Source organism: Staphylococcus sp. GDY8P67P, from assembly GCF_017892545.1.
In the GTDB taxonomy this organism is placed as follows: Bacteria; Bacillota; Bacilli; order Staphylococcales; family Staphylococcaceae; genus Staphylococcus; species Staphylococcus ureilyticus.
This window is the reverse complement of record NZ_JAESLH010000022.1, coordinates 1-13,489: the sequence shown is the minus strand read 5'-3', so window position 1 is coordinate 13,489 and position 13,489 is coordinate 1. Positions and strand designations below refer to the sequence as shown.

The following is a 13,489-nucleotide window of genomic DNA, read 5'->3' as shown; positions in this document are numbered from 1 at the left end:
TTCTATTACAATCATTTTCAAAAATAGTAATTAATATTAGTATAAATTCGTATAAATTGCTATTAAAAAGAAATATAAAAACCTCTATATGCACCTAAATAATTAGTATGCAAAATAGAGGTTATAAAGTCATCGTATGATATAAATTATTTTAATTGTTTATTGTTATACATATCAGCTAATGGTTTTAATTCATTGTAGAATTTTTCAAATTCATTTAAATCCATTTGTTGACCGCTATCACTTAATGCAACAGAAGGATCTGGGTGAACTTCTGCCATAATACCATCAGCACCAACAGCTAAACCTGCTTTTGCAGTTGGTAACATGATATCTTTACGTCCAGTACTATGTGTAACATCTACTAAAACTGGTAAATGTGTCCCCTGTTTTAAAATCGGTACTGCTGAAATATCTAATGTATTTCTTGTAGCTTTTTCATATGTACGTATACCACGTTCACATAAAATTATATTTTCATTACCTTGCGATGCAATATATTCAGCTGCAAAGATAAATTCTTCGATTGTAGCGGCTAATCCACGTTTTAATAATACTGGCTTATTAGAACGTCCTGCTTCTTTTAATAATTCAAAATTTTGCATATTACGCGCACCAATTTGGAAAACGTCTAAATATTGATCAGCGATTTCAAAATCTGCTGGATTTACAATTTCACTTACAACATTTAAACCATATTTATCTTTTGTATTTTTAAGTATTTTTAGTCCTTCTTCACCTAAACCTTGGAAATCATAAGGTGATGTACGAGGTTTAAACGCTCCACCTCTAATGAACTTTTCACCTTTGGCTTGTAAATCTGCTGCAACTGTATCTACTTGTTCTTGTGATTCAACTGAGCATGGACCAAAAACAAAAGATTTATTACCGTCACCGATAATACCTTTATTATCAAACTGAACAATCGTATCTTCTGGTTTCAATTTTCTAGATACATATAAATGTTTTTCATTCTCTGATTTTTGCAAGTCAGTAGAGGCTTTAAATATTTCTTTAAATAGTTGTTTAATCACATTATCATTAAACGGACCTTCGTTTTTATCTAATAGTTGGTTAATCATTTCTTTTTCACGTTGAGGGTCATAAACCATTGTACCCTGCTTGCGCTTTTCTTCACCTATTTTTTGTGCAATCTTCCCTCTTTTAGATAAAAGGTCTAGTATTTGTTCATTAATTCCAACAATTTCATCTCTGTATTCTTGTAATTTGTCTGTCATTTTAGTCACCTCTATGAAAATTTTACAGCGATATTTTATTCTGCTTTAAAGCGATAAAATATTTGTTAAACGTAATTCTAACAATAACTGAATATAAGTTCAAGTCTCAAACGTAAAAAATCACTTTTAAAGTGAATACGTTTAATGATAACTGAATTTTCTGTTATTTTCTAGCCGTATTTTTACACTATTCCATAAATAATCAATTTATACCAACGCTCATCACAGCGTATGCAAGGATATTAAACCCCACTTAACATAAGTAACTATACTTATGTTAACTAATGCGGGTAGTTGATTCGTTAATTTTTAGTTTACTGATAATTGTAGGAATAAGTACTGAAGTGTCCATTGACAGTGTATGTTGAGTAAAGATATACATTTCACATATAAGGCATTTCGTTAATTTAGTTGAGTAATGTTTATTAAATTATACGTAAGTGCCTTATTTTTTGAATAACAAAATATCAATTATACTGATTTTGTAATGTGCTGACACCCAGGGGAATCTTATGAGTGAGAGACTACAGGCTCGAACCATATCCTAGCCAAGCATGGACAGTCAAAAACGTAAGATTTTAACTATAAAGAGGACCAATCCATATTATGCATTGGCCCTCTTATTTTGAGTATAGAATTTATGTCCGAGACTGCTTTTGATTATAGAATTTATTCCAAAATCACATAACAGTTTTAATCATTAAATGTTCTTTTATCTATTTTACTTTTTGCTTTTTCAGTCTTTTTGCTTTGCAATCTATTTTTTGAATATGTTGGCACCTCATTGTCAGAATTAGAGCTATCAGTACTATTATTAGAAGATTGCTTACTAATACCTTGTTCAGCATTATCATGTACAATTATACCGTCTTTAAACGACACACTTTTATGTGTTTGTTTAACACGTTGCTCTGCAGCCTGAGGTGTATTTTTAGTTGAAGATTGATCATGTTTATCAGCAGAATTTTCTACTTTATTATTATTTTCAACTGCATTATCTAATTTCTTTGTAACTAAATTAGGCACTTCTTGATTACCTTTGACTGTTAAAGATTCAGGTTTTAATAAATTAACGGTTTTTTCAGCTACTTTTGGGTCTTTAGACATTGCATCACGTTTTTGACTCGCTGCTAATGCTAATCCCGAAGCAGTAATACCATCTGCAATTGTTGCTGAATTTAAGCTATCTTTAGCTTCAGTCTTGTCATTTTTTGTAATTAAATTAGGTACTTCTTTTTTAGAATTAGATTTTACACTTTCTTCAGTTACAAGTTCAGTTGTATTTTTCTTAATTGTCGGGTCATTTGTTAAAGCTTTATTTTTTTCTTCAGCAGCATTGGCTAATTTCGTAGCCGATACTGTATCATTTTTTTGTGATTCGTTAGACGTTGAAGCAACTGTAGAATCAGCTAAATGATGTGTTTCTGACTCTTTCTTGATTGCATTTTTTTGAGCATTCTTTTCACTATCAGTTGGTTGTACTTGTTCATCAATATTATTCAAGCCTTCTGATGTTTCATCCGATTGTTGTTCAGTTAATGTATCTTGTGCTTGTGGTGACGTATCAGATAAGTTGTGAGTAGCCGTCTCTTGTTGAATTGCAACTTTTTGCGCACCTAATTCATTGTTTGTAATTGCTTTTTCTTTAATATGCGCAACTTGACGTTCTGCTTCTAGTTTGTCATTTTCAGCTTCTTTAACTACATTTGATTTGAATGTTTTATTACTTTTAGGAACGGATTTCTCACTTTGACGTGATTTACTAATAGACACTAATCCTACAGCCGAACCTATCACAGCACCTACTATAAATCCATAAACAAACACATTTCTAGCACCAGATGTAAAATATTCTGGTACTTCATAACTTTCTAAATTTCTTTCGTAATCATCTCGATTATAGTACTTCATATTTGAATGCCTCCTATAACAAATGCACTTAAATAAGTTTATACCTCATTTAAGTGCATTTGTTTTTTAAGTATATAAATGATTAATGGTCAACACGTGTAGTATAGCTGTGATTTGCATCATTTGCTACGCTACTTGTTTTATAATTTGCACTTTCTCTACGATTTCTTCTGTTTTGCCATTTGTCAGCAACTTCCATTGCAACATTTGACCATTGTACAACTTGAGAAATTTTATCTTCATTTTGAGAAATATTGTGCGTGATTGAGTTTGTTACTCGATCAACAGAACCATTTAATGTTTGAACTGAATCACCGATACCTTTAACAGCATCAACGACAGAGTTTAAACGTTCTGATTTATCTTGAATATCTTCAGTTAAGCGATTCGCTTTATGAAGTAAGTCAGTAGACTCACGTGTAATCCCTTGAATTTGTCCTTCAACTCCATCAAGAGTTTTAGCAACGTGATCTAAATTTTTCTTAACTGAAAGTAATACAACAACGATTCCTATACATAACACTAAAAAAGCAATCGCTGCAATTATTCCAGCTATAGGTAAAATCCATTCCATTAAAAACGCCTCCTAAAAAAACATATGTTGTTATTTAATATAAATACCCACATCATTTTAACATAAACATATTAAAATGAGGTAGTTACACCGATATTTTCCATATATGCGCGCTGGATTTTTTGTATATCGCCTGCACCCATAAATAAGATAACCGCATCTTCATATTGTTCTAAAGTATTTACACTTTGCTCATCAATAAGTGTAGAACCATCTACCCTTTCAACCAAGTCTTGAATAGTTAGTTCGCCATTGTTTTCTCTTATTGAGCCGAAAATTTCGCATAAAAATGTTTTATCCGCAAGACTTAAACATTCAGCAAATTCTTCTAAAAAAGCTTGTGTTCTACTGAAAGTATGTGGTTGGAAAACAGCTATAACTTCTTTATTAGGATATTTTTTTCGTGCTGTCTCAATTGTAGCACTAATTTCTCTTGGATGGTGAGCATAATCATCTACTAATACTTGTTTACCTGCCTTAGTTTCATTAAATCTACGTTTTACACCACCAAATGTTTCTAACGCTTCTTTAATATTATCAACGTTCAATCCTTCTAAATAACTGATTGCTATTACAGCAAGTCCATTTAAGATATTATGGTCTCCAAATTGTGGAGATAAGAAGGTATCATAAAAATTATTATTAATATAAACATCAAATTGTGTACCCTTCTCACTAATTTGAATATTATCCGCATAAATATCGTCATTTTCAGAAAATCCATAATAATAAATAGGTACATCTGCTTTTAAATCACGAAGATATGGATCATCTCCCCATGCGATAATTGCTTTTTTTACATTTTGCGCCATTTCTTGAAAGGCATTAAAAACATCATGCACATCTTTAAAATAATCTGGATGATCAAAATCAATATTTGTCATAATTGTATAATCCGGATGATAACTTAAAAAATGTCTACGGTATTCGCATGCTTCAAAAGCAAAGTAATCACTAGCTGGAATACCTAATCCAGTACCGTCACCAATTAAAAAGGATGTTTTTTTATCTCCATTCATAACATGTGATAGTAAACCAGTTGTTGATGTTTTACCATGCGCACCTGTTACAGCAACTGAAGTATATTGGTTAATAACATGACCTAAGAAATCGTGATAACGAATCACTTCTAAATTTAAATCATGCGCGCGTACAACTTCTTCATGCGTATCAGGAAATGCATTACCTTGAACAATGACCATATCTTCCTTAATATTATCTGCATCAAAAGGGAGAATTTTTATACCTTTATTTTTTAATGCGACTTCTGTAAAAACATAATTCTTAATATCTGACCCTTGTACTTCATTTCCAAGATCATGCATGATTTGTGCTAATGAACTCATTCCGGCACCTTTAATGCCGACAAAATGGTAATGTGTCATTGTAACACTCCTTTATCTCTATATTAATTATCATTTAAATCAGATTCAGTGATATACACATCTCTGGGTTTAGAACCATTTGCTTCCGAAATATAACCTAACTGTTCTAATTGGTCTACAATTCTAGCAGCTCGATTATAACCGATTTGGAAATGTCTTTGTATCAGTGAAGTAGAAATATGTCCTTCTTGTACCATAAATCGACATACATCGTCGAATAAATCATCTTGCGGATGACTTTCTACTTTTTTCAACAATTCTTTTTCTTCAAAAAGATAATCAGGTTCACGTTGCTGTTTTATAAAATCAACGACATCATCAATTTCTTCATCAGAAACGAAAGTTCCTTGTACACGTATTGGTTTGTTCATTCCACTTCCTAGGTAGAGCATATCTCCATAACCTAATAAGCGTTCTGCTCCACCACTATCTAAAATTGTACGTGAATCTACGCTTGAAGATACCATAAAAGCAATACGTGTCGGTATGTTCGCTTTGATTAGCCCTGTAATTACATTTACAGATGGTCTTTGTGTTGCAACTAACATATGAATTCCACATGCGCGTGCTTTTTGTGCAATTCGTGCAATTGATTGTTCAACCTCTTGTGGCGCCATCATCATTAAATCAGCTAATTCATCTATTACTATAACAATTTTTGGCATTCTATCTTCATAATTTGCCTTTTTATTAAATGCAGTAATATTTCTAACATGATATTTAGCAAATACTTTATAACGACGTTCCATTTCTTCCACTGCCCATTTTAAACTTTGTGTAGCAGCTTTAACATCTGTAATAACAGGAGATACCAAATGTGGCAAACCATTATATGGTGCCAACTCAACCATCTTAGGATCGATAAGTAATAATCTTAGCTCCTCAGGATGATTTTTATACAATAATGACATTAAAATGCTGTTAATAGATACTGATTTACCTGAACCTGTAGCACCAGCAATTAATGCATGAGGCGTTTTTGCTATATCCATAACTAACGGCTCATTATTAATTCTAAGTCCCATAGCAACTGTTAATTTAGATTCAGCATTTTTAAAAGTATTATCTTCTATGATAGAACGTAAATTAACAGGTGTTGAAGACTGATTTGGCACCTCAATACCTACTAAACTTGTACCTGGAATAGGCGCTTCAATACGTATGTCTTTTGCTGCTAACGCCATTTTAATATCATCTTGTAAGTTAGTGATTCTTGATACTTTTACACCTTTTTCTACAGATAATTCAAAACGAGTCACACTTGGCCCTTCTGTAACAGTTTGAACTTCCGCAGGTACATTGAAATAGTAAAATGCTTCATTTAATTCTTGTTTCTTTTCTTCAATCCACTGATTATCTACTTCATGGACCTTAGGTTCATCCAGTAAATCAATACTCGGAAGTTTAATATTTGGACCTTTTCGTATAGTTGTTTTGCTTTCTTGGGATGCTTGCATGCTTTGGTTCTGCTGATTCACAGAATTTGATTTATGAGAAACGGTAGCATCTACAGAATGTTTATCCACATGATTGGTTTCTGCATTTTGTGGTTGTCCATTATACCTGTGACTTATAACTTCATTTTTGTCATCTATGCTGGATGCTACTTCTTCATCCTCAGTCAACGTTTCAGATTCCGTATTTATAAACGTATCTTTTGACTCATTAGCATTAGAATTATGTTCTTCCAGGTTAGTTTCAGTTTGCATTTGTTGATTAAATGCAGCAGTTGATTCATCTTTTTCACTTTGTGCCGTTTTATCTATTTTTTCATCTGATTGTTGTAATTCAGTATCATTTGAGTTCACAAAAGCATGTGTGACGTTAAGATTTTTCTTGGCATCAAGCATTCTTTTTTTGTCAGATGGTGTCATTACTACATTGAAAGGTTTTGGTTTGCTTCCTTTCGAGTTGATTGTATTTTTATGTTGTTGATTGTTTTGTTCATCGCTATTCGCTTTAGCGTTTGTTTTAACATGATCTTGTTGTGCTTCATTTTCGTTATTCTCTGACATTTGTACGTCATTAGCAACTGTTTCTTCACCATTTTCATCCGCTTCAGTTGAAGTTGATAAATCTTCTTCATTCCGTGATTCATTCTGATTAATATCATTAGACTCATCTACATATTGCTCATCTTCTCTTTCAAAATGATGATTGGTATGCAATGATGTATTATCTAATACATCATCATTTTCACATTGTGACGTTTTTCGTTCATTGTTATTAGTTTGTTGAGTCAAATCAACTGTATTTTGTGTCGTATCTTTTTGATTATCTGAAATTTCTCTATAGGTAGCTTCCGAAATACCAGTATTATCAATAGTTCCATTTGAATTTTCGTCATGTTGGTGCAAATGATTGTCTATATCTGCATGATCAATATCTTGAGAAAGATTTGACTCATCGTTAGCATGATTCGTTGATGATTCTGTAAGATTTGATGCTGTTTCTACATTTTCTGTTTGATTTTCATTTGTATTTGAAACATCGTCAGAGTCGTTAATGTTATGTACATTACTTATATTGTCTAAATTAATTTCTTGATAATTGTATTGTGACGTATCAATTTGGTCAGTTGTATCATGTTCATCCGTTGCATCTTCACCAGACGATTTTGTTGAATAGTCTGTATCACTAATTTTATTTTGTGCACCATCTAATGAACTTTCTCCAATATATTGTTTTGCTTGCTGTGCATACATTTCATCAATTGCTTTTTGAATTGTATCTTCATCATTTTGTTGATTTTCTTGACGCTTCTGTTGCAATGCTTTTTTAAATTGACGTTTTTGAAGCACTTTACGTTCACGTTCGCGACGAATTTCTTCAACAATTTGAGAAGCATAGATATTTTCTATATTGATGGTATTATTCTTTTTTGGAGTAGTAGTAGCTTGTGATACATTTTCTTGTTGTATCGACTTATCTTGTAGTTGTTCATTGCTCTTTTTAGCTGATGGTTGTTCGCTATCAACTTGAGAAGGTTGAGCAAACGTTGTTTCAGCAGTGTCATTATGGTCATTATTAGAATTTGACTTGCGTTCTTCTTGCACTTTATTTTCATTATCATCTTTAAAACGATGATTAGGATTTATCACACCATTTTCTAAAGGGTGTGGTTTTTTAGTGCCAAAAATAGCTGACGGAACCTCGCTAGCTTTAAATTCACTTTTATGATATTGAGGGGTAGTGGGCTCATGTCTTTTTGTACTATGACCATTTTCACGTCCAGTACCACCTAAAACGTCTGTTTGAATTCTTGTTCTTTTGCCTTTGTGTTGTCTCTTTTCTTTTTGAACTTCATTATCTAATGACGCATTTGTTTTACTACGAGATGTTGCATATGATTCTTTAGATGATTGAGTAAATTTATCTGTAGCATTTTCATTAGCCATTTGTCTTCTTCTTCTATGACTGTGATTCTCAGTATGGTGACTAGTTGATTTATGGTCAGAATTTTTAAATTCATTTTCTGATTTTCCATTAATAGCGTCCTCAGTTTCACTATTTTCTTCTAAAACACGCATTGGAAATCTAAATTTCCCTTTAGGTCTCTCATAAACATCGTTATTTTGAGGAAGTAATGTGTCTTGATGTTCTTGACTCTTTTGACGTCGTTGGTTTCTTTTATTTAGATAGTCTTTATTAGGATCATTTTCTTCTCCAAATAATTTGTCGAACCAGCTCATTCGGACATTACCTCCTTCTATTCTTCAAAAAATGCCTGTCCAACTTTGTATTCATCAGACAATACCATAATACCTTTTTCCTGTGGTGCATTTGGTAAATTTAATTCTTTCATAGAACAAATCATTCCACTTGAATCTACACCGCGTAAGGCTGCATCTTTAATAACCATTCCACTAGGCATTACTGCACCTACTTTTGCAACAACGACCTTTTGCCCTGCTTCAACATTCGGCGCACCACAAACAATTTGTAGCTTTTCTGTTGCTACATCTACATTCAATACACTTAATTTATCAGCATCAGGGTGTTTTTCTTTAGTTTCAACATAACCAACAACAAATTTTGGTGATAAATCTGCATTTAGTTCAAACGTGAAACCAGCATTTTTAATTGCTTGTTGTAAGTCCTGAATTAACTTCTCATCCAATTTTATATGTCCATTTCCATCAATATCTGACACTTTTGATGCATTGAATATATTAAAACCTACAATCTTGTTATCTTGACGAATTGCTACTACATCATTCTTCGTCTCATACGTAAATTCGCCTGTTGCGGGCTCAATTTGTAAAAAAGCTACATCTCCTACAGCTTCTTTATTGTAAAATAAATTCATTTTTTTAACTCCTTATTCCTTATCTTTATTTTCATATTGTTTTCGAGTTGCTTCTAATCTTTGGATGACATTTGGGTTTCTTTTTTGTTTATTATTTTTGCCCAAAATAAATATTGGCTCAAAATGTCCATTATCATAAGCTAATGAAAGTGACGTAATTGGAACTAATCCTTTCGTGAAGAATTCCATCGTTAAGTGTGCCATAACATCGTAACCTGTTTTATTTCGAATATCAGCAATAATCAACACGTCTTGATGCGGTACTGCCACCAACATTTCACCTTCACATTGCGCTTGTATGTCATTTAAAAAGGTAGAATTTAAAATTCTACTGGCATCGTAACCATCATTTGAATTTACAAAATAGAAGATATTACCCTTAACTTCATCGGTTTTATATTTGTTTTCAAGTTTTCGAACATTAAATAAAGCCATTTCTTTCACTTGTTGTTTAGTAAGATTTAATTTTTCTAACATTTGCTCATCTATCAAGCGATAAGATTTTCCTAAATCTACTGCATAATAAATATTAGTTTCTGCAGTATGTTTATCTATAACAAATGAATTACCTTCTTTGTCTTTTTTATCAAAACTAGGCGACCTTAATACAGGCATTATCTCAATATTCTCTGTTTCAGATAACGCCTCCCCTTTCATTTGTTCAATCGCTTCTTCGACATAATATACAATTTCATCTACAATATTTTCTTTTTGTTCTTTATATTTCGCTACAATTGTTGAAAGTTTGACAGTGACACCTTTGCCATTATCATTTCTAGATACGCGTAGCGTTTCTTCATCACGATTAAAACTAAATTTGACATCTAAATGTTTTAATCTATCTTTTAATTTATCTCTCATTTGAAAGACATTCATCGTTAACACTCCTATTTACGTGTCTTTATACAGTTTACAATAAATATACCCTTAGGAACAGAAAAAAAGTAAGTTCTAAGGGTATATTTTTATCGTGCACTTAATAAGATTCATTCACTTTATGTTTATAAAGAAGCTAAAAAATTATCTATCTGTTCAATGGATTTACGCTCTTTTCCAATATAACTTCCAATTTGTTGTCCATTACTAAATACTAAAAAGCTAGGAATGCCCATAATACCATGTTCAATGCAAATATCTATAAATTTATCTCTATCCACTGATACAAATTTATAATTTGTATACTTCGCTTCAAGTTGTGGTAAGTCTGGTTCAATCACTTTACAATCTGGACACCAATCAGCAGTAAATAAAAATACAGTGTCCCCTCTTTTAAATTCTAAAAATTGTTGTTCATTTTCTAATTGTTCCATCTAATCACTCCAAAACATTATTTATACTGTAAAGTATTTATTATTTCGTCATCTAAATTTTTAACTGATTGTAATATTAAGTTTCTTGCAGCGTCATAATCACGAAAATCAAATACTGCATTTGTACTGTGAATATAGCGTGCACAAACACCAATAACTGCAGTTGGAATACCAATGTTTGCTTTGTGAATTTCTCCTCCATCTGTACCGCCTGGAGACATATAATATTGATATGGAATTTGAAATTTATTTGCTAAATCTAATAGAAAATCTCTAAACGTTGGTTTTAGTATCATCGTACCATCTTTTATACGAATCAATGTCCCTTGACCCAATTCACCGGAAAGATTTTGCTTTCCTTTCATATCATTTGCTGGCGAACAATCTACTACAAAAGCTACATCCGGATCGATTAATTCAGCAGAGGCTTTTGCACCTCTTAACCCTACCTCTTCCTGAACATTTGCACCAACATATAAATCAAAATCTAGCTCAACGTCTTTTAATAATTCTAATAATTCTATACCTAATAAACAACCATAACGATTGTCCCACGCTTTACTAGCAAACCTATGCTCTGATAACTGTGTGAACGGTGTGTCTGGAACAATAGTATCACCAATTTGAATGCCTCGATTGATAACATCTTGTTCACTTTCACAACCTATATCTAATAATAGATCCTCAATTTTTGGTGCACCTTCGTTACCTGTCCTAAAATGTTTCGGTATATTCGCTACAACTCCTATGATTTCTTCATTGTTTCTTGTTTTAACTTTTAGTCTTTGACCTTGCCATATATCAGTCGCTACACCACCTAAATTCGTGAATTGTAAGAGCCCATTATCTGTGATGTGCGTTATTAAAAAGCCCACTTCGTCCATATGAGCAGCAACCATTATTTTCTTTGAATTTTTAGATTTAGCTCTCTTAACTCCATAAAAGCCACCCATTCGATTGTATACAAAGTCATCTACATACGGTGACATTTCAGATTTCAAATATGATTTAACGTCATCTTCAAATCCTGGCGCTCCATGTAATTCTGTTAATATTTTCATTCTTGATAATGTTTTACTTTTGTCTATACTCAATGTCATTCACTCCTTAATATTTATTATATCATCTTCATTATGGTAAACTATAAATATGAATTTATTGGGGGTAGATTGTAATATGTTGAATAAAAAAAGTTGGTTCTTCATCGGCTTAATTTCAATAACAACTATTGTTGGATCAATTTATTTTTATACGCGTCAAAAGCAACTACAAAATCGTAATCCAGAAGCTATTATTACAGATGTAAAAACTTATTTTATGAATGTTGTAGGTTCTTACATACTAAATGAAACGATAATGTATCAAAATGCTGGCGATCAATTAGAAGTCTTTCAAGGTGGTATCACTACCCTTCATAACGGCAAACGCACTTATTATGATTTTTATGCCGACGCTAAAACTGGTGAAGTGATAAACATCATTGAATGTAAATGATAAACGGTTAAAGTTATGAACACACTTGTATCATGTAGAAAATATTTGTCGACTACACTGAGATGATTACAATGAAAGAAACAAACTATATTACTGCTCAAACTATGAAGACATTGATTGTATTTTTAGTTAAGTTATAGTGCTATTTCAAATGTTCAAAACTTTAACCTTTTATTTTATTCTCTTGTAATGTAATGCTCGATTTCAGATGGTTCCTTTTGATTAAATTTTACAGCAAAGTAATTTACATCATGATAATATAAAAACCAGTAATTTTCTAAAATGAATCTAGGTATCATGCGTTCTTTTTCTCTTATAGACTGCATTGGATAATCATCGTAAGCAGTTACCCACAGTGGATTTTTATGTGCGACTGTAGGAAAAATATCTCCCATATGTACTGCTTTTTCTCCTGCATTTTCTACTGTAATAATAGAGTGACCGTAACTATGGCCGCCAGTATGATACATATTAATCCCTTTGACGATTTCAATTTCTTTTTCAAACAGCAATAATTTATCGGTGAAATCACCATTATTTTTCTGCCAATAAGTTGATTTACTTCGTATATTTGGGCTAACAAACTCATGCCATTCATCTTGTTGAATAACATGAATCGCATTTTTAAAAACTGCACGCCCTTCACTATCAGTTAATCCTGACGCATGGTCAAAGTGTAAATGTGACATTAAAACATAATCAATATCATTCGTTGTCAAATTAAATAATTTTAAATCTTCTTCTATATTACTTTCATAATGCACACCAAATATTTTACGCTCTTTTTCGGTAAGCTTATGATTACCAATACCAGTATCAATAATAAAGTTAAATTCTTCCGTTTGTATTAAAATTGGATGTGTAGGTAATGGAATCCGATTTTCCTCACTTTGCTCATATTTTTTAGCCCATAAAACTTTCGGAACCACACCAAACATCGCTCCACCATCAATATTTGTAATGCCACCGTTCAGGTAATGTATCTTGAAATTTCCTAATTTCATAATCAATCCCCATTTCTTGATTTAATTACTAATTAATTAATATAGTAATATAATACACAGTACACGTAAAATAACGAAATTTGTTAGTCTTCTGCTACAACAAAATTTCATGGTGATTTTGTTATGTACTGATGCCTAGTGAAATGATATGAACGAGAGACTACAGGCTCGAGTCATATCCCCAGGCAAGCATGTACAAGCAAAATCGTAGCACGCTTATAATAAAAAGGACTAATCCGTCATTTGATATGCTCCCTTCAAAGT

General features: G+C 32.1%; 11 protein-coding genes. 1 reads left to right on the top strand and 10 read right to left on the bottom strand.

Annotation, left to right across the window (positions count from 1 at the left end; genetic code table 11):
* Positions 1-146 precede the first annotated feature (146 nt).
* From KA833_RS07960 to KA833_RS07920, 9 genes are all read right to left on the bottom strand, one after another.
* Complete coding sequence (locus tag KA833_RS07960; RefSeq protein WP_046206831.1) at positions 147-1,238, bottom strand: bifunctional 3-deoxy-7-phosphoheptulonate synthase/chorismate mutase; 1,092 nt, start codon at positions 1,236-1,238, stop codon at positions 147-149.
* A gap of 693 nt (positions 1,239-1,931) precedes the next feature.
* On the bottom strand, positions 1,932-3,149 hold the full coding sequence (locus KA833_RS07955; RefSeq protein WP_210128436.1) for a hypothetical protein: 1,218 nt from the start codon (positions 3,147-3,149) through the stop codon (positions 1,932-1,934).
* An 82-nt stretch (positions 3,150-3,231) separates the two neighbouring features.
* Positions 3,232-3,723: a DUF948 domain-containing protein gene (locus KA833_RS07950; RefSeq protein ID WP_046206829.1), complete on the bottom strand. Its 492-nt coding sequence runs from the start codon at positions 3,721-3,723 to the stop codon at positions 3,232-3,234.
* Positions 3,724-3,794: 71 nt separating this feature from the next.
* On the bottom strand, positions 3,795-5,108 hold the full coding sequence (murC, locus tag KA833_RS07945) for a UDP-N-acetylmuramate--L-alanine ligase (RefSeq protein WP_046206828.1): 1,314 nt from the start codon (positions 5,106-5,108) through the stop codon (positions 3,795-3,797).
* Between the two features lie 23 nt (positions 5,109-5,131).
* Positions 5,132-8,800, bottom strand: a complete 3,669-nt coding sequence (locus KA833_RS07940; RefSeq protein WP_210128435.1) for a DNA translocase FtsK — start codon at positions 8,798-8,800, stop codon at positions 5,132-5,134.
* Between the two features lie 17 nt (positions 8,801-8,817).
* Positions 8,818-9,417: a YtpR family tRNA-binding protein gene (gene ytpR / locus KA833_RS07935; protein ID WP_046206826.1), complete on the bottom strand. Its 600-nt coding sequence runs from the start codon at positions 9,415-9,417 to the stop codon at positions 8,818-8,820.
* 12 nt (positions 9,418-9,429) lie between these two features.
* Positions 9,430-10,293, bottom strand: coding sequence for a DUF1444 domain-containing protein (locus KA833_RS07930; protein WP_046206825.1), 864 nt, complete (start codon positions 10,291-10,293; stop codon positions 9,430-9,432).
* A gap of 125 nt (positions 10,294-10,418) precedes the next feature.
* Positions 10,419-10,727: a thioredoxin family protein gene (locus KA833_RS07925; RefSeq protein WP_046206824.1), complete on the bottom strand. Its 309-nt coding sequence runs from the start codon at positions 10,725-10,727 to the stop codon at positions 10,419-10,421.
* A 17-nt stretch (positions 10,728-10,744) separates the two neighbouring features.
* Positions 10,745-11,821 (bottom strand): M42 family metallopeptidase, encoded by a 1,077-nt coding sequence (locus KA833_RS07920; RefSeq protein ID WP_064208825.1) that lies wholly within the window; start codon positions 11,819-11,821, stop codon positions 10,745-10,747.
* Positions 11,822-11,903: 82 nt separating this feature from the next.
* On the opposite strand from KA833_RS07920, the gene KA833_RS07915 reads away from it, so the two are divergent.
* Entirely contained in the window at positions 11,904-12,221 is a 318-nt protein-coding gene (locus KA833_RS07915; RefSeq protein ID WP_046206822.1) for a hypothetical protein, read from the top strand.
* Positions 12,222-12,397: 176 nt separating this feature from the next.
* Here the strand turns inward: KA833_RS07915 and KA833_RS07910 are convergent, their stop codons facing one another.
* On the bottom strand, positions 12,398-13,225 hold the full coding sequence (locus KA833_RS07910; RefSeq protein WP_046206821.1) for a YtnP family quorum-quenching lactonase: 828 nt from the start codon (positions 13,223-13,225) through the stop codon (positions 12,398-12,400).
* Positions 13,226-13,489 lie beyond the last annotated feature (264 nt).

Coding starts and splice junctions, on each gene's coding strand:
- KA833_RS07925 (WP_046206824.1), bottom strand. CDS start 10,727: ATGGAACAATTAGAAAATGAACAACAATTTTTAGAATTTAAAAGAGGG.
- KA833_RS07950 (WP_046206829.1), bottom strand. CDS start 3,723: ATGGAATGGATTTTACCTATAGCTGGAATAATTGCAGCGATTGCTTTT.
- ytpR (WP_046206826.1), bottom strand. CDS start 9,417: ATGAATTTATTTTACAATAAAGAAGCTGTAGGAGATGTAGCTTTTTTA.
- KA833_RS07910 (WP_046206821.1), bottom strand. CDS start 13,225: ATGAAATTAGGAAATTTCAAGATACATTACCTGAACGGTGGCATTACA.
- KA833_RS07940 (WP_210128435.1), bottom strand. CDS start 8,800: ATGAGCTGGTTCGACAAATTATTTGGAGAAGAAAATGATCCTAATAAA.
- KA833_RS07955 (WP_210128436.1), bottom strand. CDS start 3,149: ATGAAGTACTATAATCGAGATGATTACGAAAGAAATTTAGAAAGTTAT.
- KA833_RS07930 (WP_046206825.1), bottom strand. CDS start 10,293: ATGAATGTCTTTCAAATGAGAGATAAATTAAAAGATAGATTAAAACAT.
- KA833_RS07960 (WP_046206831.1), bottom strand. CDS start 1,238: ATGACAGACAAATTACAAGAATACAGAGATGAAATTGTTGGAATTAAT.
- KA833_RS07915 (WP_046206822.1), top strand. CDS start 11,904: ATGTTGAATAAAAAAAGTTGGTTCTTCATCGGCTTAATTTCAATAACA.
- murC (WP_046206828.1), bottom strand. CDS start 5,108: ATGACACATTACCATTTTGTCGGCATTAAAGGTGCCGGAATGAGTTCA.